Raw genomic sequence first — 26,423 nt, forward strand, 5'->3', positions numbered from 1 at the left:
TGGCTCCGGTTAGTGGTGTCCACCGCCCATGTGCGCGCCGATCACATGTCGCTCCGCGCCTGCAGCCGAAGTCTCGAACACGATCTGCCCTTCGCTCATCACGACGATGCGGTCGGCCAGCTCCAGCAGTTCGTCGAGGTCTTCGCTGACCAGCAGCACCGCACCGCCCTTCTCGCGCACCTGCACGATGCGCGCGTGGATCTCCGCGACGGCGGCGAAGTCGAGACCGAACACCGGGTTCGCCGCGATCAGCACGTTGATGTCGCCGGCCAGCTCGCGCGCGAGCACCGCGCGCTGCACGTTGCCGCCCGAGAGGCTGCGGATCGGCGCGCCCTCGCCCTGCGTCTTGACGCCGTACTCGGCGATCCATTCGCGTGCGCGGCTGCGCCAGTACGGAAAGTTCAGCACGCCGCCGCGCGACAGCGGCGGCCGGTCGAAATCGCGCAGCGCCATGTTCTCGGCCACGCTGAGGTCGCCTACGCAGGCGTTGCGCAGCGGCTCCTCGGGAAGGCTGCGCACCTTGAGGCTGCGGTTCTCGGCGCGGCGTGCGTTGTAGGGCTGACCCATCACGCTCACGCGGCCGGCCAGCCGCGGGCGTTGCCCGACCAGGGCCTCGACCAGTTCGCGCTGTCCGTTGCCGGAGACGCCCGCCACGCCGAGGATTTCTCCCGCGCGCACAGACAAGCTCAGGTCATGCAGCGCGAGCGTGCCGCGGTCGCCCTGGGCCTTGAGGCCTTCGACCTTCAGCGCGACGGGTGCCGCATCGGCCACGGGCTTCCTGACAGCGGGCGATGAAGCCGGCGCGGAAACGGCCGTGTCCTCGCCGCCCATCATGGCCTGCGCCAACTGCGCCGGGCTCGTGTCCGCCACACGGCAGTGATGCACCGCCTTGCCCCTGCGCAACACGGTCACGCTGTCCGCGTACGCCATCACCTCGCGGAACTTGTGCGTGATGATGAGCACGGTGCACAGACCGCTGCGCGCGAACTCGCGCACATGGCCCAGCACCTCGTCGGCCTCCTGCGGCGTGAGCACCGAGGTGGGCTCGTCGAGGATCAAGAGGCGCGGCTTCAGGTAGAGCTGCTTGAGCAGTTCAAGCTTCTGCTTTTCGCCCGCCGCAAGCTCCGACGGCCGCACATCGAGGTCGAGGCTGAAAGGCGTGGTCGCGAGAAACGCCTTCAACTCCGCGCGCTTGGTCTTCCAGTCGATCAGTGCGGGCGTCTTGCCGCCGGCCAGCAGCAGGTTCTCGGCCACCGTCATGCCCGGCGCCAACGTGAAGTGCTGGTAGACCATGCCGATGCCCAGCGCGCGCGCGACGATCGGGTTGGCGATGTCCTGCTCGCGCCCGTCGATCAGGATGCTGCCCTCCTCCGCGCGCTGGAAGCCGGCCACGCACTTTACCAGCGTGCTCTTGCCCGCGCCGTTTTCGCCGAGCAATGCGTGCACCGTGCCGGGTTCGACGCGCATCGTCACGCGGTCCATTGCAGTGAAAGCGCCGAATCGCTTGGTCAGCTCGTAGGTATCGAGCGCGAGTGCGCCGCTGCCTGCAGGCAGCGCACCGATGGCGTGGGCGGCGGCGCTCATGCGTGCATCAGCCAAGCGTGGCCAGCAAGGCCTGCGAGGTGGTGTGCGCGCCGAACACGCCGCCCTGCATCGTGATCATCTTCAGCGCGGCGAGATGGTTGCCGTGGTCGGTGGCGGCTGTGCAGTCCGACAGCAGCAGGCATTCGAAGCCGCGGTCGTTCGCATCGCGCATGGTTGTGTGCACGCACACGTCGGTGGTGATGCCCGCGAGGATCAGGTTCTCGATGCCGCGCGTGCGCAGGATCAGCTCCAGGTCGGTGGCATAGAACGAGCCCTTGCCGGGCTTGTCGATCACCACCTCGCCGGGCAGCGGCGCGAGTTCGGGAATGAGCTCCCAGCCCGGCTCGCCGCGCACGAGGATGCGCCCGCACGGGCCGTCGTCGCCGATGCCCACGCCGTTGGCACCGATCTGCCGCGAGCGCCAGCGCTTGTTGGCCGGCAGGTCCGCGAGGTCGGGGCGGTGGCCTTCTCGCGTGTGGATGATGTGAAAGCCCAGCGGCCGCAGCGCCGCGAGCGTGCGCGCGATCGGCTGGATGGGTGCCTGCACCAGCGCGAGGTCGTAGCCCATCACGTCGACGTAGCCGCCCTTGCCGCAGAAGTCGGTCTGCATGTCGATCACGATCAGCGCGGTGTTCTCGGGGCGCACGTCGCCGTTGTAGGGCCAGGCGTAGGGCTCGGCGGCCACATGGCGCTCGGCGGTGGTTGCTGTGGTGGTCATGTCGATGCTCATCCTTGGTAGTTGCGTTCCGGCGGCGCGAAGCCGCAGGAGGTGCCGTCGGTCACCTTCACGTCAGCGCTCCACGGCAGCCTGTAGGTGCCGGCGGCCATGTCGTGCATGTAGGTGTAGGGGCAGTCCTGCGCGCCGCCCTTCACCGCGACGTAGCCGCGGTGGTAGAGCTGGTAGATGTTGTTTTCCACGCCCCAGCCGGTGCGTGCCTCGCGCACGAGGTCGGGCCGCAGTTCGGCGGTGATGATCTCGTCGACGCGCCCGCCGCCCTCGACCAGCACCGTGCCGTCGAAGTTGCAGAACATGCCCTCGCCCATCGAGTCGAAGCTGCCGTCGCTGCCGCACAGGCACACGCTCGCGGTGTAGGCGAGGTTGCAGAAGGCGTTCGACTGGTTGGTGATGCGCCAGGCATGGCGGATCGGCGCGGTGTAGCCCGCTGTGCGCAGGATGATGTCGGCGCCCTTGTACGCGGCCTCGCGCGCCATCTCGGGGAACATGCCGTCGTGGCAGATGATGAGCGCGAGCTTGCTGCCGTTGGGGCCGTCGCACACGGGAATGCCGAGGTTGCCGGGCTCCCAGGGTTCGACCGGCACCCACGGGTGCAGCTTGCGGTAATAGAGCTTGATCTCGCCCTGGTCGTCGATGATGAGCCCGCTGTTGTACGGGTTGCCGCCGGGGTTGGCTTCCATGATCGAGAAGCAGCCCCAGATGCGGTGTTCGATGCAGGCGCTCTTGAAGGCCGCAACCTCGGGACCGTCGAGCGTGCACATGATCGCGGGGTTGGTGTCCATCGAGAGGCCGTGCAGCGCGTACTCCGGGAACACAACGAGGTCCATGGTCGACTGGTTGCGGCGCGCCTTTCCCACCATCTCGCAGATGCGCCGCGTCTGCGCGGCGAGGTCGGCCGGCGTCTTCACGTTCGGCAATTGCAACTGCACCAGCCCGACGACGACGCCGTGCGCCGATTTGTTGAGGCCACCCAGACCGCTCATGGTGTTCAGTTCCTTGTCGAAGACAGTTCGCCGGGGCTGCCGATGGCCGCGCTGCCCGGCTTGCAGGTGAGCACCAGGATCACCAGCGTGAGCACATAGGGCACGGTGTTGAAGAGGTGATAGCCCCAGCCGATGCCGATGGACTGCAGCGCGGGACCGATGGCGCCCGCACCGCCGAAGAGAAAGGCCGCGCCCACGCAGCGCAGCGGACTCCAGCGCGCGAAGATCACGAGCGCGACGGCGATCAGGCCCTGGCCGCTGGAGATGCCTTCGTTCCAACTGCCCGGATAGAACAGCGTGAGCGATGCGCCGCCGAGCCCGGCGATGAAGCCGCCCGCCGTGGTCGCCGCGATGCGCAGGCCCGAGACCGAATAGCCGAGCGCGCGCGTGGCCTGCGCCGAGTCGCCCGCCATGCGCACCAACAAGCCCGCGCGTGTGCGTGCGAAGCCCCACCAGAGCAGCACCGCGAGCGCCACGCCGATGGGCACGAGCGCATTGAGTTGCAGCGCCGAGCGCACCACCGTGTTGTCGCTCCAGAAGCCCAACGGTATCGCGGGAATCTGTGGCGCCTGCGGCTGAATCAGCGGCTTGCCGAGATAGAACGCGAGGCCCGTGCCGAGCAGCATCAGCGCGATGCCGGTCGCCACGTCGTTGACGCGATCTAGCGAGCACAGCAGACCATGCAGCAGCGCGAGCACAGCCCCCGCCATCGCGCCGATCAGCACGCCGAGCCAGGCCGAGTCGGTGAGATACGCACCGCCGAAGGCCGCCATCGCCGACAGCACCAGCACGCCTTCGAGCCCGAGGTTGATGCGGCCCGATTTCTCGGTGAGGCATTCGCCGAGGCTCACGAAAAGAAAGGGCGCGCCCACGCGCAGCGCGCCGCCGACGATGCCGGCCACAAGCGCAATCCATTGATCGGCGGTCATGCGGCAACCTCCCCGTTCTTGCTCCTTCCCCTTCCGGGGGAAGGCTGGGATGGGGGCAGGCCCTTGATCAAGCGCCGTGGTTGAGTGAGCGCCGTCGTGCCCCCACCCCAGCCCTCCCTCGGAAGGGGAGGGAGCAAGAAAGGGGCGCTCATGCCGGGCTCCCCGAAGCGCGGAACAGGCGCGCGCGCAGCGCCCTCCAATCGACCATGCGCAAGCCCTCGCTCGCGAGGATCAGCACGAACGCGATGCCCTGCAGCACCAGCACCGAGGCATCGGGCAGCCCGAGCCGCCGCTGCAGCAGGCTGCCCGCCGCGCCGAAGCCGCCGAACAGAATCGCCACCGGCACGATGGCCACCGGGTTGTGCCGCGCGATGAACGACACGAGGATGCCCGCGTAGCCATAGCCCGCGATCAGCGAGGCGTTGGCGTTGGTGTGCACCGCCGCCACTTCGACCGCGCCCGCGAGCCCCGCGCACGCGCCGCCCAGTGCGCAGCTGCCGAGAATGAGCCGCGTGGCCGGCAGGCCCACGAGCTGCGCGGTGCGCGGATTGCCGCCGACCACGCGCACCGAGAAGCCCGAGGCGGTCGCGCGCAGCCACCAGCCGAGCCCCAGGCACGCCACGACGCCGATCGCCAGGCCCCAGTGCACATCCGAGCCGCCGATGCCGCCGATCAGCAACCCGTCGTTCAGTGCATACGTCGATGGCTTGTTCAGGCTTGCCGGATCGCGCAGCGGCCCTTCGACCAGGTGCTTGAAGATGCCGATGGCGATGTAGGCCAGCAGCAGGCTGCTGATGGTTTCGTTGATGCCGCGGTACTGGCGCAGCCACCCCGCGAGCACGATCCACAGTGCGCCGGCCAATGCACCGGCGATACAGACGACCACCGTGCCCACGACGTTGCCGGGCAGCGGCACCGCATGCGCGAGTGCCGCGCAGGCCAGCCCGCCCAGCACCAGCGCACCTTCACCGCCGATGACGATCAGCCCCGCGCGCGCCGGCAGCGCCACGCACAACGCGGTGAGCATCAGCGGTGCAGCGCGCTGCAAGGTGTTCTGCCACGAGAACCAGTCGCCGAACGCGCCCTTGAAGAGCGTCGCCCACACTTCCACCGGATCGACGCCGGCAAAAGCCACCAGCACGCCGAACAGCAGCAGCGCCGCCGCGATGGCGAACACCGGCAGGGCGAATTCCTTGAGCGCGTGACGCATGGGCGGAACTCAGGCCTGGCCGATGACGCCTTCGACCAGGTAGTTCATCTTCTCGAGTTCAAGGTCCGTCTGCTTCAAGACCTTGCCGGCCGGCACCACGACCGCGCCCTTGTTGTCCTTGATGCCGTCCTTGAAGATGTCGAAGGTGCCCGCGATCATCTTGGCCTTGATGTCGTCGGCCTGTTTCTTCGCGGCGTCCGGCACCATGGGGCCGTAGGCGGACATCTTCACGTAGCCTTCCTTCAGACCACCGCGCAGGAAGTTGGGATGCGGCTTGCCGGTTTGTGCGGCTTCGATGGCGGTCTTGTAGGCAGTGAGCCAGTTCCATTCGGCGCCGGTGAGGTATGCGTTCGGTGCGAGCTTGGCCTGGCTCGCGTGGTAGCCGCAGACCATCTTGCCGCGTTTGGCCGCGGTCTCGACCACCACCTTGGGACCATCGACGTGCATGGTGAACACGTCGCAGCCCTGGTCGGCCAGGCTGTTGGTGGCCTCGGCCTCCTTCACGGCCATCGACCAGTCGCCGGTGAAGATCACGCTGCAGGTGATGTTCGGCTTGACCGAGCGCGCACCGAGCGTGAAGGCGTTGATGTTGCGCAGCACCTGCGGGATCGGCTTGGCGGCAACGAAGGCGATCTTGTTGCTCTTGGTCATGTGCGCCGCGATCACGCCGTTGAGGAACTGGCACTCGTCGATGTAGCCGAAGAAGCTGCCGGCGTTCTTCGGGTGCTTGCCTTCGGTCCAGAGGCCGCCGCAGTGCGAGAAGCGCACGTCGGGATACTTGGGCGCCACGGCCAGGATGTGCGGATCGAAGTAGCCGAAGGAGGTGGGGAACAACAGCTTCGCACCGTCCTGCGAGATCATGCCGGCCATGGTCTTCTGCACGGCGGCGGTCTCGGGCACGTTCTCTTCCTCGACCACCTTGATGCCGGGCAGCTTCTTGATTTCGGCGGCTGCCATGGCGTGCGCCTGGTTGTAGCCGTAGTCGTCGCGCGCGCCGACGTAGATCACGCCGACCGTGAGCGGCTTGGCCTGCGCATGGGCCAGGGCGCTCCAGCCGCCGAGGGTGCCGGCGGCGCCGAGCGCGGCCAGGGACTTGAGGGAATCGCGACGATTGATTTGGCTGGCCATGGCGTTCTTTCGAGGAGTGGGGAGGAAGTGCAAAAAATGTGCCGCGCGATCAAGCCGGCATGCTCACGTGGGCGGCAACGACGCGCCAGCCCTCGGCGGTGCGGATCCAGGTCTGGCTCTGGCGACCGATCACGCGGCTGCCTTCGCGCCGGAACTCGACGTTTGCCGTCGCGAAGTCGCGGCCGTAGGTGGTGATGACGGTGCGCAGCAGTTCGCGCGGCGGGCTCTGCACCGGCAGCGAGGCACGGAAGATGCGGATGTCGGCGTGGCCGTAGTGGTTCTCGGAGAAGCCGTAGCGCAGCGTGTACGGGCTGTTCCAGAACAGTTCGTCGAGCACCGCGCGCTGGTTGGTCACCAGGGCTTCTTCGTAGCGCGCGAAGACGGCACTGACTTCGGCGTGCACCTCGGGGATGTTGATCTCCATGCTCATCGGCGCACCTCGCGCTGGAAGATGTCGAGGCTGAGCTTCTTCGTCGCGACGAAGCTCTCGGTGCTCAGCGTCTCGATGGTGCGCGGGCGCGCATCGCCATAGCGCAGGATCTCCGCCACCTTGGTGGGCCGCTTGGTCAGCAGCAGCACTTCGTCGGCGAGGTACACGGCTTCTTCGAGGTCGTGCGACACCAGCAGCATCGTGGTGCCGGTCTGCATGAAAACCTCCTGCAGCTTCTCGCGGATGAAGAGCGTCATCTCGAAGTCGAGCGCGGAGAAGGGCTCGTCGAGGAACAGCACCTCGGGGTTCGGTGCGAGGGCCCGCATGATCGATGCGGTCTGCTGCTGGCCGCCCGAGAGCTCGTACGGAAAGCGCTTGAGGTCGAACTTGACGTCGAACGACGCCACGAGTTCTTCCATGCGCCGGTCGACCTCGGCCTTGCTGCGGCCTTCGAGCTTCAGCGGGTAGGCGATGTTGTCGATGGTGCGCATCCACGGGAACATCGCCTCGCGGTAGTTCTGGAACACGTAGCCGATCTTGGTGTCCTTGCGCTGCTTGCCGTCGAACAGGATCTCGCCCGAGTCGATGGGAACCAGCCCCGCGATCATGTTGATGAGCGTGGACTTGCCGCAGCCGTTGGGCCCGAACACCGAGACGATGCGGTGCTTGGGAATGTCGAGGTCGAAGTTCTCGTACAGCGGCCAGCCCGCGAAGTACTTGGTCAGGCCGCGGATGGTGATGTGGGTGCCGGCCGGGCCGGGCTTGAAGACCGGCTTTGGCACGTCGGCGTACACCGGGCCGTTGATGACGATGTCGGGTGTGACTTTCATCTTCCGCTCCAGTGCACGATGCGGCGCTCGGCGACGAGAAAAAGAATGTTGAGGGCGTAGCCGAGGGCACCAGCAGCCAGGATCGCCGCGTACATGCTCTTCACGTTGAGCACCTGCTGCGCATCGATGATCCGATGGCCGAGCCCCGTGTCGGAGCCGATGAACATCTCCGCCACGATGACGATCACCAGCGCCATCGACACCGCCGAACGCAGGCCGACAAAGCTGGGCTGCAGGCTCTCCCAGATCAGCACATCCTTGAAGACCTGCCAGCGCGAGGCACCCATGACCTTCGCCGCCATCACGCGTTGCTTGCGCGCATTGATGACACCGTAGGCGCTGTTGAACACCACGATGAGCAGCGCGCCGAACGCGGCGATGGCGATCTTGTTGACGTCGCTCACGCCGAAGATCAAGAGGAACAGCGGAATGAGCGCGGACGACGGCGTGGAGCGGAAGAAGTCGATCAGAAACTCCACGCTGCGGTACGCCTTCTCGTTGCTGCCGAGCAGCACGCCCAGCGGCACGCCGACCACCGCCGCGATGAGGAAGGCCTGCAGCGTGCGCCACACCGTCATCGCGAAGTCGGTGAGCAGCGGTCCGCCCGCGAGCCCCGTGATCAGCGCGGCGATGGTGTCGGCTGGCGAGGGCAGCAGGATGGGCTTGATGAAGCCCAGGCGCACCACCAAGTCCCACACGATGAACAGCACCACGGGGCCGATGAAGGGCAGCAGCCGGTCGCGCAACGGGGGCTTGGGCGCGGCGGCATTGAGGCTGGCCGGCGGTGTCCACGGCGCGGCCGTGGTCGTGCTTGCGTCGGCCATGGTCAGGCCTTGTAGAGAAGACTATCCACCAGCACCTTCTTCTCGAAGATGCCTTTTTCGGTGAACAGGTCGTAGAACTTCTGGAAGTACGCAACGTCGCTCGGCTTGAACTCGTTGTAGAGCATGTACGAAGCGAGCGGCACTTCGGCCGTGAGCTTGCCCTCGATGGCGGTGTAGCCCTTCATGTGCTGGCGTGCGTCGTCGGGCTTGGTGCGCACCAGCTCGACGCCGCGCGCGTACGCCGCGATGTACTTCTTCGCGACCTCGGGGTTCTTCTTGATGAACTCGGTGGTGAGGCTGGCGGCACCGCCGTGCCAGGGCGCCATCGGGTCGCCGAGGATGTACTTGGCAACCACGCCCGCCTCGATCACCCGTGTGGTGCCGTTCATGCGGCCGATGGTGCCGGTCGGCTCCAGCGTGTAGCAGGCATCGACCTGGCCCGCGACGAGCGCGGCCACATGCTGGCCGATGGGCAGCTCGCTCACCACCGCGCCCTTGGCGCCGGCGCGCTCGAGCATGGTCTTGCAGAGCGTGACGTTCTGGATGCCGGGGCCCGAGGCGACCTTCTTGCCGGCCAGCTCGGCCATGGTCTTGACGGGGCTGTCCTTCGCGACGATGAACTCGTCGAGCACGAACTTCGCGTTGCTCGGGTTGGTGCAGAAGATCTTGAAGAGGCCCGGCTGCGCGATCTCGCCAATGGCGAGGTTGGCCGAGCCAGTGCCGTTGGCACTGCCGTCGCAGCGGCCCGCGAGCATGCCTTCCATGATCTGTTGCGCGGCGGCGAACTTGAGCGGCTCCACGTCGAGCCCCGCTTCCTTGAAGTAGCCGCGGTCCACCGCCACAAAAAACGGCAAGCCGGCGGCCACGGGCCAGTAGCCGATGCGCAGCTTGGGTGCGGCCTGTGCGCGCACGATGGCGGGCGCAGCCAGCACGGCCAGGCCCGCTGCACCGATGCCGGCTTGCAGCAACTGCCGGCGCGATGCGGAAGATTTTTCGAAGGTGCTCATCGGGACTCCTGGATCAGTCGGTCGGTCGGTCAATTGGCAAGGGCAGCGGCACGGCTCGCGACATAGGCACGCCAGCCGCCGTGATGGGTCACGTCCTGTGCGCCGGCCAGTGCGTGGCCTTCGCAGATGAAGCCGTGGACCCAACTGCCGTCGGCCAGCTCGACGCTGCCGAGGCCGAGCGGTGGCGGAATCAACGCGAGGAAGCTGCCGACCTGCGCGATGGGAACGTCCCACACTTCGAGCGCGATGGCTGCGCCGCCTTCCGCGCTGCGCTGCAAGCCGGGCTTGGGCGGCGTGGTGCCGGGTAACGCGAAGAGGCGGTACGCGGGCGATGTGGTCGTGGCGCGCAGCAACGTGGCGCCGCGCTCGGTGAGCTGGCCGTTGAGTGGCATGCCCGACAGATGCGCGCCGACCACAGCAATGGCGAGCGTCTGCGGCGCCGGCGCCGTGAGGCCGGGCACCGGGCGCGGTGCGGGCAGCGGCAAGCCGGTAGCGCCCTGCGGGAGGCCGGTCGCGTGGTGGTAGCGCTGGCCGAGGTCGGCCAATGCGAGATCGCTGCCGCTCGGGCCGATCAGCGTGATGCCGAACGGCAGGCCGTCCACACGCAGGCTGCTCGGCACAGAAAGGGCCGCGTAATCGAGCAGGTTGACGAAGTTGGTGTACGCGCCGAGGTTGCGGTTGAGCACGACCGGGTCGGCGCGCATGGCTTCGCGCGTGTAGTGCGTGGGCGCGGTGGGCACCAGCAGCACGTCGATGTCGCGCCACATCGGCTCGACCTGTTGCGCGATGGCGCGAAGGCGGGTCTGCGCGTCGAACACATCGGCCGCGACATATTTCTTTCCGCTCGCGAGAATGCTGCGCACGGGCTCGATCACCTCGTCGGCGTGCGCGTCGAAGAACTCGCGCACCGCGGCGTAGCGTTCGGCGACGAGTGCGCTTTCATAGAGCAGTGCGGCGGCCTCGGCGAGCGGTGCGTAGGGAATGGTGACGGCCGTGCCGCCCAGCGCCACGAGCTTCGCCTGCGCGTCGCGAAAGGCTTCTTCGGCCGCGGTGTCGCCGAAAAAGCTCAGCGTGTCGGGCACGCCGAAGCAGAAGCGCGCGGGCAGCGGCCGGCGGCGCATGGCGATGTCGCGCGAGTACGGGTCGCGCGGATCGTGGCCGGCGGCAGCGAGCATCACATCGACGGCCAGCGCCACGGTGCGCGCGAAGATCGAAACGCAGTCCGCGCTCTGCGCTGCCGGCACCACGCCGAATGTGCTGAGCAGCCCGCGCGAAGGCTTGAGGCCGACGATGTTGTTGAGCCCGGCGGGCACGCGGCCCGAGCCGGCGGTGTCGGTGCCGAGGGCGAAGTCGACCTCGCCCGCAGCCACTACATACGCCGAACCGGAACTGGAGCCGCCGGAGACATAGCGCGCATCGAACGCGTTGGGCACTTCGCCATACGGCGAGCGCGTGCCGTTCAGGCCGCAAGCGAACTGGTCGAGGTTGGTCTTGCCGGCCAGCGATGCACCGGCTTCGAGCAGCCGCTGCACCACGGCCGCATGTGCCGTGGGCCGGCGGTCGAAGGCCGGGCAGGCGGCGGTGGTGGGCACGCCTGCCACGTCGATGTTGTCCTTGACCGCGAAGCGCAACCCGGCGAGCGGCAGGGTCACGCCGGGGGTGTCGGCGGTTTCGGCACCGGCCACGGGCGTCGCGAATTTCGCGATCCAGGCAGCGGCGGTCAGCGGGTTGGGGTCATGCACCATCATCAGGCATCCAAACTTGTGTACAAGTCGAGATGCAAGCAATGTGCCAGCCGGAACGGAGGCTGTGATGCAGGCCCGGGGATTGGGAGATTTGCTCCCTCTCCCCTTGGGGGGAGGGTTGGGGTGAGGCGCAGCTCTTATATGAAGGCCACTGCCCTCACCCCCGCCCTCTCCCAGAGGGAGAGGGAGTCATGCAGGGAGCCGGACTCAGCTCCGCTTGGCGCTGCGGTAAAGGCTTTCGACCTTGGGGATGTTCGCCTCGAGCTTCGCGATCCGGTCCGTCCCGCTCGGGTGCGTCGACAGAAAGCTCAGCCCGCCCTGGTTCTTCGAGGCGGTCGCCATCTTGTTCCACAGCGACACCGAGGCCTTCGGGTCGTAGCCCGCGCGCGCCGCGAGTTCGAGGCCTACGAGGTCGGCCTCGGTCTCGTCGCTGCGGCTGAACTTGAGCGTGATGAGCTGCGTGCCGGCGCGCGCCGCAAGGTCGCCCACCTGCCCGAGGCCCAGCAGCTGCGCACCGATGGACAGCGCCGCGCCGGTGCCGGCGCTCTTGGCCATGCGGGCGCGGGCGTGTTCGCGCAGCGCGTGGGCCATCTCGTGGCCCATCACCATCGCGACCTCGTCGTCGCTCAGCTTGAGCTGCTCGAGGATGCCGGTGAAGAAGGCGATCTTGCCGCCGGGCATGCAGAAGGCGTTGATCTGCTTGCTGCCGATCAGGTTGACCTCCCACTTCCATTCGCGCGCCCGCGTGTTCCAGGGCGTGGCGAAGGGAATGAGCCGCTGCGCGATGGCGCGCAGCCGCTGCAGTTGCGCGTTGTTGTCGCCGGCGAGCGCATTCTTGGCGCGGGCTTGCGCAAGCAGTTGGCCGTACTGCTGGACGCCGGCCGCCTCGATCTTGTCCGCCGGCACCAGGTTGCGCGCCACCGATGCGTTGCCGACGTTGACCTGCGAGAGCGCCGGGCGGCTGAAGGCCACACCGGCCGCGATCAACAGGAAGGCCCTGCGCAACTGCCAGGGCGAGACGGGAGACGTGGAGGAAATGGGGCGTTCGCAGCGTGTGCACATGGGCCGGATCATAGGAACAAATGAAGACAAACAGGCGGGCCGATTCCCGTGGCGGCTCATGGACAATCCGGGGTTCATGTCCGCCCCGCCGCTCGAAACCTCCACCCCCCCCTCACCGCCCTGGCGCGACACGCTGAGGGTCTACCTCGAGCCAGCCACGCTGCGCATGCTGGCGCTGGGCTTCTCCGCCGGGCTGCCGCTGCTGCTGGTGCTGGGCACCCTGAGCTTTCGCCTGCGCGAAGCGGGCGTCGACCGCACCACCATCGGCTACCTGAGCTGGGTGGGCCTGGCCTACGGCTTCAAGTGGGTCTGGGCGCCGCTGGTCGACCGGATGCCGCTGCCGCCATTGACCACGCTGCTCGGGCGGCGCCGCGGCTGGCTGCTGCTGGCGCAGGCTCTGGTGATCGTGGGGCTGGTCGGCATGGCGATGAACGATCCGCGAAACGGCCTCGCCCCGCTGGTCTGGTGCGCGTTGCTGGTGGCCTTCGGCTCGGCCACGCAGGACATCGCGCTGGACGCCTTCCGCATCGAATCGGCCGAGACGCGCAAGCAGGCCGCGCTCGCCGCCGCGTACCAAACGGGCTACCGGCTCGCGATGATCTGGGCCGGCGCCGGCGTGCTGTGGGTCGCGGCCTGGGCCGAAGTGACACCCGCCGTCGCCGCCACCGGCGCGGCGGCCTACCAGAACGGCGCCTGGAAAACCGCCTACCTCGTGATGGCCGCCTCGATGGGCGTCGGCGTGCTCACGGTGCTGCTGTCGCCCGAGCCCGTGCGGCTGGTGCTGCCGAAGGCAAAGAACGCGGCCGAGTGGCTGCAGAACGTGCTGATCGACCCTTTTGCCGACTTCATCCGCCGCTACAAGTGGCAGGCCGCGCTGATCCTCGCGCTGATCGCCATCTACCGCATCAGCGACGTGGTGATGGGCATCATGGCCAATCCGTTCTACGTGGACATGGGCTTCACCAAGGACGAAGTGGCCACGGTCAGCAAGATCTACGGCGTGGTCATGACGCTGGTCGGCGCCTTCGTGGGCGGCGTGCTGTCGATGCGCCTGGGCGTGATGCGCGTGCTGATGCTGGGCGCAGTGCTCAGCGCCGCGAGCAACCTGCTGTTCGCCTGGCTGGCCTCGCGCGGGCACGACCTCACGGCGCTCATCGCGGTGGTCTCGGCCGACAACCTGGCCGGCGGCATCGCCTCGGCCGCCTTCATCGCCTACCTGTCGAGCCTGACCAACATCAGCTACTCGGCCACGCAGTACGCCCTCTTCAGCTCGCTGATGCTGCTGCTGCCCAAGTTCATTGCCGGCTACTCGGGCGCCTTCGTCGACGCCTACGGCTACAGCCAGTTCTTCACCGCCACCGCGCTGCTGGGCGTGCCCGTGCTGCTGCTGGTCGCGCTGGCCTCGCGGCTGACGACGACCACAAGCACCGCCGACCGTCAATAGGGCCCTCGCCCTAGGCTGCATCCATGGGAAACAGCCGACGCTGAGGGGCGCGCACTGCTGGTAGGCTGCGTGACATTCATTGCGTGAAAATTACGCCTTTGCCCACCGACGCCTTTCCGTTCGCCGCGTGCCCACAAGATTCATCGTGCTCTCCCGTATTTCCCCCCTTCAGATCAGCGCCTACACGGCCACCTCGGCCGTCGGCGTTGGCAAGGCGCCCCTGGCCGAAGCGCTCGAAAACTCCCGCAGCGGCCTGCGCGCCAACGATTTCGGCAATGCGCCGCTGCCCACGTGGATCGGCCGCGTTGATGGGCTCGAAGACATCCGGTTGCCCGAGGCGCTGGCTTCGTGGGACTGCCGCAACAACCGCCTCGCCTGGCTGGGCCTGCAGGCTGACGGTTTTCTCGAAGCGGTCGCGGCCGCGCGCGAGAAATACGGCGCCTCGCGCGTCGCGCTGATCCTGGGCACCTCGACCGCCAGCATCGGCGAGACCGAGCTGGCCTACACCCAGCTCGACGAGAACGGCATGTTCCAGCCGGCCCAGCGCCGCGCCGAAGTGCACACGCCCCATTCGCTCGCGATGTTCGTTCAGCAAGTGCTGGGCCTGGAAGGCCCGAGCGAGACGATCTCGACCGCCTGCTCGTCGAGCGCCAAGGTGTTCGCCTCGGCCGAGCGGCTGATCCGCCTGGGCCTGGCCGATGCGGCCGTGGTGGGGGGGGCGGACACGCTCTGCGGCAGCGTGCTGTTCGGCTTCAACTCGCTCGAGCTGGTGTCGAAGGAGCCCTGCCGTCCGTTCGACGCCGGCCGCAACGGCATCAGCCTGGGCGAGGCCGCGGGCTTCGCGCTGGTCGAGCGCGTGCAGACCGGCGCGGCTGCTTCGGCGCTGCACCTCCTGGGCTACGGCGAGGCCAGTGACGCGCACCACATGTCGACCCCGCACCCCGAGGGCCTGGGTGCCGAACGCGCGCTCGATGAGGCGCTGGCGCGCGCCGGCCTCGCCCCCGAGGCCATCGACTACATCAACATGCACGGCACCGCGAGCCAGAAGAACGACGAGGTCGAAGGCGCGCTGGTGGCGCGCCGCTTCCCCGCCACCACGCACGCGAGCTCGACCAAGGGCTTCATGGGCCACACGCTGGGCGCCGCAGGCATCGTCGAGGCGGTGATCAGCCTGCTCGCGATCGAGCGCGGCCTGAAGCCGGGCACGGTGGGCACCCGCACGATCGACGAGGGCTTCGGTCCGCAGATCAGGCTCGCGCCCGCGCACGGCGAGGTGCGCTATGCGCTCTCGAACTCCTTCGGCTTCGGCGGCAACAACTGCTCCCTCGTGTTCGGCAAGGCGGAAGCCGCATGAGCACGACCCCGACGCGCCCCGTGCCACCCACCCTCTACATCGAAGGCCCGGCCTTCTGGACGCCGACGCTCCCCGGCTGGGACGCCGCGCGCGCGGCCTTCCGCGGCGAAGGCGCGCTGACCGATCCGCCGGCCAAGCGTCCGTCGCCGCAGGTGCTGGCCCCGGCCGAGCGCCGGCGCGCGCCCGACACCGTGGCGCTGGCGCTCGAAGTGGCTGCCGCAGCAATGGCCGCCTCGGGCCGCAACGCAGCCGACGTGCCCTGCGTGTTCGTCTCGGCGCACGGCGATCTCTCGATCAACGACTACATGTGCAGCACGCTCGCGACCGACCCGACGGTGCTGTCACCCACGCGCTTTCACAACTCGGTGCACAACGCCGCCGTGGGCTACTGGACCATCGGCACCGGCTGCATGGCGGCGAGCAATTCGGTCTCGGCCTTCGAGCACAGCTTTGCGACCGGCCTGCTCGAAGCGGCCGTGCAATGCGCGGCCGACCACAGCCCCGTGCTGGTGGTGGGCTACGACACGCCCACGGTCGGCGCGCTGACCTCGGTGACCGACAGCCGCGGGCTGCTGGCGGTGGCGATGGTGCTCGCCCCGGAACGCAGCGACCGCAGCGTGGCCGCGCTGGACTGGTCGATGGTGGCCGGGAACGGCAGCAAAGGCGGTGAAGCGGCACCTGCCGATACGCCGCCGCGCTCGCAAGCCGCGCAGTCGCTGGCCAGGATCAACCCGATGGCGCAGGCGCTCGGCCTGTTCGAGTCGCTGGCGCATCTGGACGATGGCGCGGGCCCGTCGCCCGTTTCGCTGCAGCTCTCGCCCACCCTGTCGCTGCGGCTGCAGCTGCGGCCGCTCTCCCGGAGCTGATGCACGCTATCCCCGGGTGCTCCCGGGGAGGCCGCTTCCGAGCGGCAACTGCAACAGGCCATATTCGAAGAAAATCCAGGAGCACCACCGCGGCCCCTGGCCTTGGCGCTATGTTTTTCGCAGCACCTCCGGTTGACACGCATGCCTGAGGTTTACCCAACTTTACGGAGCGTTCAAGCCCGCTTGCTCCCTGTGGACGACCATGAAGCGCATGAGCACCCCCCAACTCCTGATGATCGAAGACGACGCCCGCCTGGCGCAGATGGTGGGCGAATACCTGACGCAGTCGGGCTTCGCCTTCAACCATGCCGGTGACGGCGCCAGCGGCCTCGAGCAGCTGCAGCAGCACGCCCCCGACCTCGTGATCCTCGACCTGATGCTGCCCGACACCGACGGCCTGGAGGTCTGCCGCCGCATCCGCGCGCTGCCCGGTCCCATCTCCAAGGTGTCGGTGCTGATGCTCACCGCCAAGGGCGATCCGATGGACCGCATCATCGGCCTGGAAATCGGCGCCGACGACTACCTGCCCAAGCCCTTCGAGCCGCGCGAGCTGCTGGCGCGCATTCGCGCCGTGCTGCGCCGTCGCAGCGAGAACGCCACCGAGAGCGAAGCCTCCACCGTGATGCGCTTCGGCACGCTGGAGATCGACCGCAACGCGCGCACCGTGTCGGTGGCCGGCGCGCTGGCCGACCTCACCTCCTACCAGTTCGACCTGCTGGTGGCGATGGCCGAGCGCGCGGGCCGCGTGCTCACGCGCGACCAGATCATGGAAGCCGTGCGCGGCCGCGAGCTGGAAGCCTTCGACCGCTCGATCGACGTGCACATGGGCCGCATCCGCGCCGCGATAGAAGTCGACGCGAAGAACCCGAAGCGCATCCTCACCGTGCGCGGCGTCGGTTATGTATTTGCCAAGCAGCAAGACTGAAAGAATGTCAGCCCCCCGGCTTTTCACTCGCTGCGCTCCGTGTAATTCGCCACCCCCCATGGGGGAGGCGCGGCTCGCCTTGGGGCGGCCCGGCGGCGGCCGCCTCTTCTCGTGATGCTGCGCAAGCTCTACTCCCGTCACCTCTACGTCCGCATCTGGCTCGCGGTGGTGGGCGGCGTGGTCATCCTCACGCTGATGGCCAACTGGATCGTGCGCGAGGCCGCGGAGGCCGAGCGCGAACGCCTGGCGCCGGTGCCGCGCGAGGTGGTCGTGCTCGACGCGCAGGACAAGAAGATCGGCGCCGGCACCGCACTTCGCGTACCGGGCCAGGGCCTGGAGTTCGACGTGACGCTGAGCGACGGCAAGGCCATCACGCTGCGCGTGGCGCCGCGGGAGCGCGCCACCGGCACCGGCGGCTTCGCGCCGTGGCGCACGCCCTTCGGGCTGGGCTGGATGATCGCCCTGGTGGGCGTGGCGGTGGCGCTGGGCGTGTACCCGATCGTGCGGCGCATCACCCAGCGGCTGGAGTCGTTGCAGCGCGGCGTTCAGCGATGGGGCGAGGGGGATCTCTCGGTGCGCGTGACCGAAGAAGGGCAAGACGAAGTGACTGATCTCTCCAAACGATTCAACGCGTCGGCCGAACGCATCGAACAGCTGGTGCGCTCGCACAAGTCGCTGCTGGCCAACGCATCGCACGAGCTGCGCTCGCCGCTCACCCGCATCCGCATGAGCCTCGAACTGATGGGCGACCAGCCGAGCCCCAAGTCGCGCGAGGAAATCTCGCGCAACATCGGCGAGCTCGACCAGCTGATCGACGAGATCCTGCTCGCCAGCCGGCTGGACGCCAGCGAAGCCGACATGGGCACCATCGAAGCCGTCGACCTGACCGGCCTGGCCGCCGAGGAATGCGCGCAGGTGAACGCCGAGCTCGACCTGGCCGAAGGCACCGACAACGCGGCGCTCACCGTGCCGGGCGTGTCGCGCCTCTTGCGCCGCGCGATCCGCAACCTGCTGGAGAACGCCCGCCGCTACGGCGCCGGCAGCATCAGCGTGGAACTGGGCAGCGCCAACGGCTTTGCCACGGTGCGCGTGAACGACCGCGGCCCGGGCGTCCCGCCGGCCCTGCGCGAACGCATCTTCGAGCCCTTCTATCGCCTGCCCGGCGCCAGCGAGCGCAATGGCGGCGTGGGCCTCGGGCTCGCGCTGGTGAAGTCGATTGCCGAGCGGCACGGCGGCACTGTGCGCTGCGAAGACGCGCCGGAAGGCGGCGCGAGCTTCGTGATCCGTCTGCCGGTCGCCGCGACCGCGCACTGACACACCCGAATCCCTCCGAATCCCTTTCGCGGAACGCCGCGGAACCGGCTTCGCCGGGCCGCAGGCGTCGCCCCCGGCGAGGGGGAAGGAGAAGCGACACGAAGTGCGCGAAGCCTGGGGGAGTACTAAGACTGTCCACCTAAAATCCGGCCCCTATGCAGAGATCGCACATCGTTCGGCCCGCGGCCATGTTCTGGGGGCTGGTGGTGTTCATGCCGGTCGGCGTCACCTACCTGTCGGCCATCCTGTTGCTGCTGACGATGCTGGTTGCCGGCGGGTACAGCGAGCGCTTCGCGCGCCTGCGCGGCAATCCGCTGTGGTGGCCGGTGGTCGCCTACCTGGCCTGGACGCTGCTCGTGCTGGCCTTCGGGCGGCACTACCCCGAGACCGGCTCCAACCTCTTTCACGGCGTGCGCATCGGCCTCACGATCCTGATGGCGATGGCGCTCACGCGCGAGGAAGCAATCTGGGCGTTGCGCGGCTTCCTGTTGATCGCGGCGTTGAACATCCTGCTGATCGTCCTGCACTACGCCATCGGCTTTCCAGTCTGGTCGCCGCTGCGCGCGGTGGTCATGGAGGTGGGCAACAAGTCGATCAGCAACGCGCTGCTGTTCAGCGTGGTGGCGGCCACGGCCGCCGTGTGGGGCATTGCGCAGATCGCCGCGCACAGGCCGCTGCGCGCCATCCCGGCCTTCGTGCTGATGCTCGGGCTGGGCTTCGTGGTGGCGCTCCCGCTGACATCGCGCACCTCCGTGCTCGCACTGCTGCTGGTGATTCCGGTGGTGTGCATCCACCAGTGGCGCAACCATCTGAAGATGCTGGTGAGCGCGCTGGTGCTGGGTACCGTGGTGCTCGCGGCCGGGCTCTACCAGTTGCCGCAGCTGCAGCAGAAGGTCGAGACCGGCGTGCAGGAAATCGAAGAGGCGCAGGCCGGCGCCGTCTTCAAGGGCAGTTGGGTCATCCGCTATTACATGTACCGCGACACGGGCCGCATGATCGTCGACCGGCCCCTCACCGGCTGGGGCATCGGCGGCTGGACCGAGCAGTGGCACAAGCGCGGCCCGGCCATGTTCGCGGACTCGAACATGCCGCACAACGACTTCCTCTGGGTGGGCGCGCAGGGCGGCTTGCCCGCGCTGCTGAGCCTGCTGGTGATCATGCTGGCGGCCGTGTGGCAGGCGTGGAAACGCCCCGACATCGCGGGCCGCTATGCCTTGGCCGCAACGCTGATCGCGCTGATCGCATCGAGCGTGAACTCGGCCATGCGCGACGCGCAGATCGGCCTCGCGCTGCTCTGGATCGCGATGGTGTACCTGCGGCTTGCACAGGAAACGCAGGACCCCGCACCGTGGCGCGACCTGTGGCCGTGGCCGAAAAAACCGGCGCTCGCTGCGCCAACCTGAAAGGCATCCCATGCGGCTCCCTCGCCTTCGGCTCTGGCACGGCCTGATTGCGGCATCGCTCGCGTGGGGCCTCGGCGTACATGCCGCAGCGCTGAGCGTGCAGCCGCTCTCGCATCGAATGGACGTCTCCACGGTTCAGAAATTCCCGTTCGTCCAGTCCGAAAACACCCGACTCGCCGCCCGCATCAACCAGTGGCTCTTCCTAAAGACATTCGAGATCCCGGCGCCAGCGCGTATGGCCGACGGCCTGCGCGGGGTGGACGCGCAGACCTGGCAGAACATGCCGGAGCTCGGCTACACGGTGCTGCGCAACGACGCGCGCGTGTTGTCGCTGCGCATCGAGGGCGAAGGCTGCGGCGCCTATTGCGAGAATTTCACCTACGCGCATGCCTTCGATGCGGCGACCGGCCGCCACCTGGAGGCCGCAGACCTGTTTACGTCGCAAGGCCTGCAGGCGATCGCCCGCAAGATCGGTGCAAACAACGCCGCAACGCTACGCAAGGAAATTGCGTCGCTGCAGAAGGCAAAGAAGGCGCCTCAACCCAAGGACGGCCCCTCGGCCGACGGCCTGGACGCCGTGATCGGGCTCTACGAAGACTGTCTGTCCAGCCGGGGGGACATCGAGTACCGCAGGATCGCAGGCGTGGGGCGGATGGAGATCGAAGCGGGCTCGGTCTTGTTCGCGCAGGACCGCTGCAGCAACCACGCCATGCGCGCACTCGACGATATCGGCGATTTCAGCACCCGCATTCCAGCTTCGCAGTTGGGACCATGGCTGACCGGCTACGGCCGCAGGCTGCTGCTCGGCGAGGGCAGCGCCCTGGCGCCCACGTCGCCCTTCGGCCAGGTGCTGCACGGCACCATCGACGGAAAGCTACCAATCACGCTGCGTCTGCCGCTGATCGGCGGTGGCGATGGACAGGTGAACGCGGTCTACTTCTACGACCGCTATCGCACGCCGATCCCGGTGTCAGGCCAATACAAGGACGGTGTGCTGACGCTCGAGGAAGGCGAGTCCAAGGCGCGACTGCGGCTCAAGTCCGAAGGCCTCGCGCTGCGCGGCGAATGGACCAGCGGCCAGAAGACGTTGCCGATGGTCCTGGCGCCCTGATTCAACCGATCTTGTTGCGCCGGGCCTCGGCCGCCGCGTGCTGCTTGCCCGCAAAGCCGACGAAGAACCAGATCACCAGCGCGTGCAGCACGCCGACGAAAAGCAGCACCAGCAGAGCCGGCCCCAGCGACAGGCCCGTCGCGCCGGCGAACAGCCCGACCGCCACCGTCACGACCGTCTGCATCGCCATGTCGATGACGAGCATGCCCAGGACGGCACGCTTCTTTTCCTCTGGGGTGAAGTAGCGGCCGTTCTTCTTCGCGAAGTCCATGCACACCCACGTCACGGTGCCGAGCAAGGCGGCCATGTTGCCGCCCATGCTGGACGTGGCGCCCGCCAGGTTCAGCGCGACGCCGACGACGACCAGCAGCACCAAGTAAGCCGCGGCGAAGCGCCACAGCAGGGCCCGGAGCGTCAATGCCGCGCCGAGACCGCTTCACCGGCCTTCAGCCGGTACACCGTGCCGCAGTACGGGCACTTGGCTTCGCCGGTACGCGCCACATCGAGGTAGACCTTCGGGTGGCTGTTCCAGAGCTTCATGTCGGCCTTGGGGCTGGGGCAGAACACGCCGCCCTGATGGTTGAGTTCCTTGGCCAGGAGTTCGACGACTGCATTGGTAGACATGGGTTTTCTCAGACTTTCGTGAGCCAGTGGGCGTACTTGGGATTCTTGCCGTTCACGATGTCGAAGAAGGCAGACTGGATCTTCTCGGTGATCGGGCCGCGCGAGCCGCCGTCGCCACGGTTGCCGATCTCGATGCGGTCGAGCTCGCGAATCGGCGTCACTTCGGCGGCCGTGCCGGTGAAGAAGGCTTCGTCGGAGATGTAGACCTCGTCGCGCGTGATGCGCTTCTGCACGAGTTCGATACCGAGGTCCTTGCAGATGTGCAGGATCGTGTTGCGCGTGATGCCGTTGAGCGCGCCGGCCGACAGGTCGGGCGTGTAGACCACGCCGCCCTTGACCACGAAGATGTTCTCGCCCGCGCCCTCCGACACGAAGCCGCTCGCGTCGAGCAGCAGCGCTTCGTCGTAGCCGTCGTCCAGCGCTTCCATGTTGGCGAGGATCGAGTTCGTGTAGTTGCTCACCGACTTGGCCTGCGTCATCGTGATGTTGACGTGGTGGCGGGTGTAGCTCGATGTCTTCACGCGGATGCCGCGGCGCATGCCTTCTTCACCCAGGTAGGCGCCCCAGGACCAGGCCGCGACCATGGCGTGGATCTTGTTGCCCTTGGGGCTCACGCCGAGCTTTTCGGAGCCGATCCAGATCAGGGGGCGCAGGTAGCAGCTCTCGAGCTTGTTCTCGCGAACGACCTGCTTTTGCGCTTCGTTGAGCTGTTCGTGCGTGAAGGGGATCTTCATGCGCAGGATCTTGGCGCTGTTGAACAGCCGCTCGGTGTGCTCGGCCAGGCGGAAGATGGACGTGCCGCCGTCCGCCGTCTTGTAGGCGCGCACGCCCTCGAAGGCGCCGCAGCCGTAGTGCAGCGTGTGGCTCAGCACGTGGATCTTGGCGTCGCGCCAGTCCACGAGTTCGCCGTCCATCCAGATCTTGCCGTCACGGTCGTCCAGCGAGGGGGGGATCGAGCTCATTTCCTGATTCCTTTGGGAGCGGTGTGGGGGGTGCGACAGAGGGCCAGTCGCAAAAGCTTGCGATTTTACGGCCGGGGCTGGAACGGGGTGCCCGACAATCCCCGGTTGTCCAAACCAGTGGAAAAAGGGTTTCCGTGTCCGTATTCAAGAACGTCATCGTCTATCGCATCGAACCTGCCTGGTCCCAATCACTGACCGAGGCGGAAGAGGGGCTGGGCAAGCACCGCTTCGAGCCCTGCGGCCCCTCGCAGGAAAAGTCCGCCGGCTGGGCCGAGCCCCGCGGCGAAGCCGGCGGCCCGCTGGTCGAATCCATCGACGGCCAGTGGCTCGTCGAATACATGATCGAGAGCAAGCAGGTCCCCGGCTCCGTGGTGCTCCGCAAGCTCGACGAGCGCTGCGCGCAGATCGAGACCACCACCGGTCGCAAGCCCGGCAAGAAGGAAAAGAAGGAGCTCAAGGAAGACATCACCCTGGAGCTGCTGCCGATGGCCTTCACCCGCAGCGCGCGCGTGGCGGTGTGGATCGACAAGGCCGAGAACCGCCTCGTGATCAACAGCGGCAACGCCTCGCGCGCCGACGAAGTGGTCACCAGCCTGGTGAAGTCGCTCGACGGCTTTGCGGTGGCGCTCATCAACACGCAGATCGAGCCGGCCGCCGCCATGGCCAATTGGCTGCTGACGCAGGAGCCGCCGGCCGGCTTCACCATCGACCGCGAGTGCGAGCTCAAGGCCTCGGACGATTCGAAGGCCGTGGTGCGCTACGCCAAGCACCCGCTCGATATCGAGGAAGTGCAGAAGCACATCACCGACGGCAAGCGGCCCACGCGCTTGGCGCTCACCTGGGACGACCGCGTGTCGTTCGAGCTGACGCACGGCATGCTGATCCGCAAGATCGTGTTCCTCGAAGGCACGGGCGACGGCGCGGCCGGCGGCAAGAAGGAAGACAACTACGACGCCGACGTGGCGATCGCCACCGGCGAGCTCGGCCAGCTGGTGCCGGCGTTGCTCGATGCGTTGGGCGGCGAGGCGGCGTTCGGCGCGGCTCCGGCGGACGAAGCACCGAAGCCGGCCGCCAAAGCAGCACCAACCACCACGACGCCGGCCGACGCCGTCGAGGAAGAAGACGCGCCGTTTTAAGTCAAGGCGCTCCGAAGACGTGAAGAAACCGTAGCGAGCAGCCCGAGCTTGCATCGAGGACCGGAACCGTACTCGCGTACGGTGAGGACCGCAGATGCGAGATCGGGTTGCGCAGTAGGTTTATTCATGTCTTCGCCAGGTAAGTCTGTGCCAAACGCACCCAGCAGGCCGCGCCGAGCGGCAGCACCTGGTCGTTGAAGTCATAGCCGGGGTTGTGCACCATGCAGCCGCCGAACTCGCCCTCCCCGTTGCCGAGCAGCACATAGCAGCCCGGCAACTCGGCGAGCATCCAGGCGAAGTCCTCGCTGCCCGCAAAGCCCTTCGGCGCCTCGGTGACGACATGCTCCGCGCCGACCAGCTCGGCGCAGACCTGTTCCATCAACCGGCACTCGGCCGCAGTGTTGACCACCGGCGGCACGAGCTGGCGATAGTCGATCTCGGCCTCCACGCCGTGGGCCTGCGCCGTGAGGCTCACGATCTCGCGGATGCGCTGCTCGACCACCCCGCGCGTCTCGGGCCGCGCCGCCCGCATGTTGAGGCCGAGCGTCACCGACTGCGGAATCACGTTGTGCGTCGCACCGCCGCGGATGAAGCCGACCGACACGACAGCCGTATCGCCCGGCGTCACGTTGCGCGCCACCACGGTCTGCAGGGCCGTCACCACCGCGGCGGCGGCCGGCACGGGATCGCGCGAGAGGTGCGGCATGGCGCCATGCCCGCCCACGCCCTTGATGGTGACGTCGGCCACGTCCGAAGACAGCGTGACCGGCCCCTCGATCACCAGGAAGCTGCCGACCGGAACGCCCGGCGCGTTGTGCAGCGCGTAGACCGCATCGCAGGGAAAGCGCTCGAACAGGCCGTCCTCGATCATCGCGCGCGCGCCGCAGAGGTTTTCTTCGTCGGGCTGGAAGATCAGGTTCAGCGTGCCGTCGAAATCGCGGCGCTTCGCGAGCGCCTTGGCGGCCGCGAGCAGGATGGCGGTGTGGCCGTCGTGGCCGCAGGCATGCATGCGGCCATGGGTCTTGCTCGCATACGGCAGGCCCGTGGCCTCGACGATGGGGAGCGCGTCCATGTCGGCGCGAATGCCCAGGCGCCGCGTGCCATTGCCGACCTTGAGCTGGGCCACGATGCCGGTCTTGCCGATGCCCGTGTGCACCGCGTAGCCCCATTCGCGCAGCAGGTTGGCGACCAGTTCGCCGGTCGCGCTCACCTCGAAGCCGAGTTCGGGGTTGGCGTGGATCTGGCGGCGGATGTCGACAAAGGCCTGGGTGTCGACGTCGGCCTGCGGCAGCAATCGGGACAGGAGCCGGGTGGTCTGGAGACTGAGTTCGCGGGTCATGGATGTGTTGGTCTGTTGTTCTTCGATGCGGGGAGGAAATTTCAGTCGGCCCGGCGTGCGCGCAGGCTCACGAGCGCGCAGATGCTCAACACGCCGCAGGCCATCATGTAGAAGGCCGGCGCCATCGGGTTGCCGGTCGTGGCGAGCAGCCAGGTCACGATGAATTGCGAGGAGCCGCCGAACACCGTCACGCCGACGCTGTAGATCACCGAGATGCCGCTGGCGCGCACCCCGATCGGCAGCATCTCGAGCAGGATCAGGAACAGGGGCGTGGTGCCGAGGTTGACGATTGCCGTCAGCAGCACCGACAGGCACAGCACCAGCGGCACGCTCGGGTGGTGATTGATGAGCCAGAACGCCGGGTACACCGCCAGCACGCCGAGCACCAGCGAGCCAATCACCAGCGGCTTGCGGTTCGGCAACCTGTCGGCCAGGCGCCCCGCCAACAGCGCCACCACGAACATCGTGATGCCGGTGGCGCAGCCCGACAGCAGCGACAACGACGGCGGCATGTGCAGCACGCGGATCATGTAGGTCGGCATGAAGAACACGACCAGGTACATGGCGGCCGTGCCCGCGGTGATGGAGAAGATGCCCTTGAGCACCGTGCCTCCGTGCTCGCGCAGCAGCCGGCCCATGGGGCTGGATTCGTGGCGGCGGGCCTGGTGCGTTTCCTCCAGGTTGGCGCGGATGTAGAGGCCGACCGGCGCGATCAGCAGGCCGAACAGGAAGGGCAGGCGCCAGCCCCAGCTTTCGAGCGAGGCCTGCGGCAGTGCGGCGTACAGCGCGGCGCCGGTGAGCGCGCCCAGCACCGCCGCCACGCCCTGGCTCGCGAGTTGCCAGCTCACGCGAAAGCCGCGACCCCGGATGCCGCCCGACTCCATCAGCATCGAGGTGGCGGCGCCCACCTCGCCGCCGAGCGAAAAGCCCTGCAAGAGGCGCCCCGCCAGGATCATCAGCGAGCCGAACACGCCGGCCGAGGCGTACGTGGGCGCGAGCGCGATGCACAGCGTGCCGACCACCATCAGGCCGATGGTGAGCGTCAACGCGGCCTTGCGCCCCTTGCGGTCGGCATAGTCGCCGATGATCACGCCGCCCAGCGGCCGCATCACGAAGCCGATGCCGAAGGTGGCCACGGCCAGCAACAGCGAGCCATACGGGCTGTCCGACGGAAAGAACAGCTTGCCGATCAGGAGCGCGAAGAAGCTGTAGACGGTGAAGTCGTACATCTCGAGCGCATTGCCCAGCGAGCAGGCGGCGATCAGGCGGAACTGGCTTTGCTTGCCCTTGGTGGCGGGCACGGTATCGGAAGCAGGCGCGGCAGTCGCCGGTCGAGCGCCACGCATCTGGCTTGCGGGCAAAGCGGCGTCACTCATCGAATCGTCTCCACGAACAGGATTTGCGGCGGAGTATTCAGGCAAAGCGCGCCAGCGCAGAATCACATATTTTCATGCTGATAACCAAATGGAATCGCCCG

At 67.8% G+C, this 26,423-nt stretch carries 25 protein-coding genes; 8 read left to right on the top strand and 17 right to left on the bottom strand.

Features of this window, described 5'->3' with window-relative positions:
- Nucleotides 1–9: 9 nt before the first annotated feature.
- The 12 genes from NU688_RS29590 to NU688_RS29645 form a co-directional block, all read right to left on the bottom strand.
- Entirely contained in the window at nt 10–1,584 is a 1,575-nt protein-coding gene (locus tag NU688_RS29590) for an ABC transporter ATP-binding protein (protein ID WP_257864402.1), read from the bottom strand.
- 7 nt (nt 1,585–1,591) lie between these two features.
- Nucleotides 1,592–2,302: a cysteine hydrolase family protein gene (locus NU688_RS29595; protein WP_257864403.1), complete on the bottom strand. Its 711-nt coding sequence runs from the start codon at nt 2,300–2,302 to the stop codon at nt 1,592–1,594.
- Nucleotides 2,303–2,310: 8 nt separating this feature from the next.
- Nucleotides 2,311–3,303: a formamidase gene (locus tag NU688_RS29600; protein WP_257864404.1), complete on the bottom strand. Its 993-nt coding sequence runs from the start codon at nt 3,301–3,303 to the stop codon at nt 2,311–2,313.
- A 5-nt stretch (nt 3,304–3,308) separates the two neighbouring features.
- Entirely contained in the window at nt 3,309–4,232 is a 924-nt protein-coding gene (locus NU688_RS29605) for an ABC transporter permease (RefSeq protein ID WP_013538746.1), read from the bottom strand.
- A 148-nt stretch (nt 4,233–4,380) separates the two neighbouring features.
- A complete protein-coding gene (locus tag NU688_RS29610; protein ID WP_257864405.1) occupies nt 4,381–5,442 on the bottom strand; it encodes an ABC transporter permease in 1,062 nt (353 codons plus the stop codon).
- Nucleotides 5,443–5,451: 9 nt separating this feature from the next.
- Nucleotides 5,452–6,570: a BMP family ABC transporter substrate-binding protein gene (locus NU688_RS29615; RefSeq protein ID WP_257864406.1), complete on the bottom strand. Its 1,119-nt coding sequence runs from the start codon at nt 6,568–6,570 to the stop codon at nt 5,452–5,454.
- A 49-nt stretch (nt 6,571–6,619) separates the two neighbouring features.
- The gene (gene hpxZ / locus NU688_RS29620; protein WP_257864407.1) at nt 6,620–7,000 is read right to left on the bottom strand and encodes an oxalurate catabolism protein HpxZ; all 381 of its coding nucleotides are present in this window, start codon (nt 6,998–7,000) and stop codon (nt 6,620–6,622) included.
- The gene (locus NU688_RS29625) at nt 6,997–7,830 is read right to left on the bottom strand and encodes an ABC transporter ATP-binding protein (protein WP_257864408.1); all 834 of its coding nucleotides are present in this window, start codon (nt 7,828–7,830) and stop codon (nt 6,997–6,999) included. The genes hpxZ and NU688_RS29625 overlap by 4 nt, the downstream gene beginning before the upstream one ends.
- Entirely contained in the window at nt 7,827–8,654 is an 828-nt protein-coding gene (locus NU688_RS29630; RefSeq protein ID WP_257864409.1) for an ABC transporter permease, read from the bottom strand. The genes NU688_RS29625 and NU688_RS29630 overlap by 4 nt, the downstream gene beginning before the upstream one ends.
- A 2-nt stretch (nt 8,655–8,656) precedes the next feature.
- Nucleotides 8,657–9,661, bottom strand: a complete 1,005-nt coding sequence (locus NU688_RS29635) for an ABC transporter substrate-binding protein (protein WP_257864410.1) — start codon at nt 9,659–9,661, stop codon at nt 8,657–8,659.
- 29 nt (nt 9,662–9,690) lie between these two features.
- Nucleotides 9,691–11,409, bottom strand: coding sequence for an allophanate hydrolase (gene atzF, locus NU688_RS29640; RefSeq protein ID WP_257864411.1), 1,719 nt, complete (start codon nt 11,407–11,409; stop codon nt 9,691–9,693).
- A 204-nt stretch (nt 11,410–11,613) separates the two neighbouring features.
- Nucleotides 11,614–12,468: a M48 family metallopeptidase gene (locus tag NU688_RS29645; protein ID WP_257864412.1), complete on the bottom strand. Its 855-nt coding sequence runs from the start codon at nt 12,466–12,468 to the stop codon at nt 11,614–11,616.
- Between the two features lie 76 nt (nt 12,469–12,544).
- On the opposite strand from NU688_RS29645, the gene NU688_RS29650 reads away from it, so the two are divergent.
- The 7 genes from NU688_RS29650 (at nt 12,545) to NU688_RS29680 (ending at nt 20,885) form a co-directional block, all read left to right on the top strand.
- Nucleotides 12,545–13,912 carry an AmpG family muropeptide MFS transporter gene (locus NU688_RS29650; protein WP_257864413.1) on the top strand — a complete coding sequence of 456 codons (1,368 nt, stop codon included), beginning with the start codon at nt 12,545–12,547 and terminating at the stop codon, nt 13,910–13,912.
- Between the two features lie 145 nt (nt 13,913–14,057).
- Nucleotides 14,058–15,266, top strand: coding sequence for a beta-ketoacyl-[acyl-carrier-protein] synthase family protein (locus NU688_RS29655; RefSeq protein WP_257864499.1), 1,209 nt, complete (start codon nt 14,058–14,060; stop codon nt 15,264–15,266).
- Nucleotides 15,263–16,132 (top strand): beta-ketoacyl synthase chain length factor, encoded by an 870-nt coding sequence (locus tag NU688_RS29660; RefSeq protein WP_257864414.1) that lies wholly within the window; start codon nt 15,263–15,265, stop codon nt 16,130–16,132. The genes NU688_RS29655 and NU688_RS29660 overlap by 4 nt, the downstream gene beginning before the upstream one ends.
- A 202-nt stretch (nt 16,133–16,334) precedes the next feature.
- Nucleotides 16,335–17,057 (top strand): response regulator transcription factor, encoded by a 723-nt coding sequence (locus tag NU688_RS29665; RefSeq protein WP_013538733.1) that lies wholly within the window; start codon nt 16,335–16,337, stop codon nt 17,055–17,057.
- Between the two features lie 114 nt (nt 17,058–17,171).
- The gene (locus NU688_RS29670; RefSeq protein WP_257864415.1) at nt 17,172–18,371 is read left to right on the top strand and encodes an ATP-binding protein; all 1,200 of its coding nucleotides are present in this window, start codon (nt 17,172–17,174) and stop codon (nt 18,369–18,371) included.
- Nucleotides 18,372–18,526: 155 nt separating this feature from the next.
- The gene (locus tag NU688_RS29675) at nt 18,527–19,774 is read left to right on the top strand and encodes an O-antigen ligase (RefSeq protein WP_257864416.1); all 1,248 of its coding nucleotides are present in this window, start codon (nt 18,527–18,529) and stop codon (nt 19,772–19,774) included.
- A 10-nt stretch (nt 19,775–19,784) separates the two neighbouring features.
- Nucleotides 19,785–20,885: a hypothetical protein gene (locus NU688_RS29680; RefSeq protein ID WP_257864417.1), complete on the top strand. Its 1,101-nt coding sequence runs from the start codon at nt 19,785–19,787 to the stop codon at nt 20,883–20,885.
- Nucleotide 20,886: 1 nt separating this feature from the next.
- On the opposite strand, the gene NU688_RS29685 is transcribed toward NU688_RS29680, so the two are convergent.
- Genes NU688_RS29685 through NU688_RS29695 form a run of 3 tightly spaced genes read right to left on the bottom strand, consistent with a single transcriptional unit; the run spans nt 20,887 to nt 22,471 of the window.
- Nucleotides 20,887–21,303 (bottom strand): ABZJ_00895 family protein, encoded by a 417-nt coding sequence (locus NU688_RS29685; protein ID WP_257864418.1) that lies wholly within the window; start codon nt 21,301–21,303, stop codon nt 20,887–20,889.
- Nucleotides 21,300–21,509 carry a zinc-finger domain-containing protein gene (locus tag NU688_RS29690; protein ID WP_013538728.1) on the bottom strand — a complete coding sequence of 70 codons (210 nt, stop codon included), beginning with the start codon at nt 21,507–21,509 and terminating at the stop codon, nt 21,300–21,302. Before NU688_RS29690 ends, NU688_RS29685 begins: the two co-directional genes overlap by 4 nt.
- A gap of 8 nt (nt 21,510–21,517) precedes the next feature.
- On the bottom strand, nt 21,518–22,471 hold the full coding sequence (locus NU688_RS29695; protein WP_257864419.1) for a branched-chain amino acid transaminase: 954 nt from the start codon (nt 22,469–22,471) through the stop codon (nt 21,518–21,520).
- A 134-nt stretch (nt 22,472–22,605) separates the two neighbouring features.
- Here NU688_RS29695 and NU688_RS29700 point away from each other — a divergent pair, with 134 nt between their 5' ends.
- Nucleotides 22,606–23,607 carry a recombination-associated protein RdgC gene (locus NU688_RS29700; RefSeq protein ID WP_257864420.1) on the top strand — a complete coding sequence of 334 codons (1,002 nt, stop codon included), beginning with the start codon at nt 22,606–22,608 and terminating at the stop codon, nt 23,605–23,607.
- A 124-nt stretch (nt 23,608–23,731) separates the two neighbouring features.
- Here NU688_RS29700 and NU688_RS29705 read toward each other — a convergent pair whose 3' ends face one another.
- Together NU688_RS29705 and NU688_RS29710 are read right to left on the bottom strand one after the other, a co-directional pair.
- Complete coding sequence (locus NU688_RS29705; protein ID WP_257864421.1) at nt 23,732–24,946, bottom strand: M20 aminoacylase family protein; 1,215 nt, start codon at nt 24,944–24,946, stop codon at nt 23,732–23,734.
- A gap of 41 nt (nt 24,947–24,987) precedes the next feature.
- Nucleotides 24,988–26,322, bottom strand: coding sequence for an MFS transporter (locus NU688_RS29710; RefSeq protein ID WP_257864422.1), 1,335 nt, complete (start codon nt 26,320–26,322; stop codon nt 24,988–24,990).
- Nucleotides 26,323–26,423 lie beyond the last annotated feature (101 nt).

The organism is Variovorax sp. ZS18.2.2, from assembly GCF_024701975.1.
Taxonomy (GTDB): domain Bacteria; phylum Pseudomonadota; class Gammaproteobacteria; order Burkholderiales; family Burkholderiaceae_C; genus Variovorax.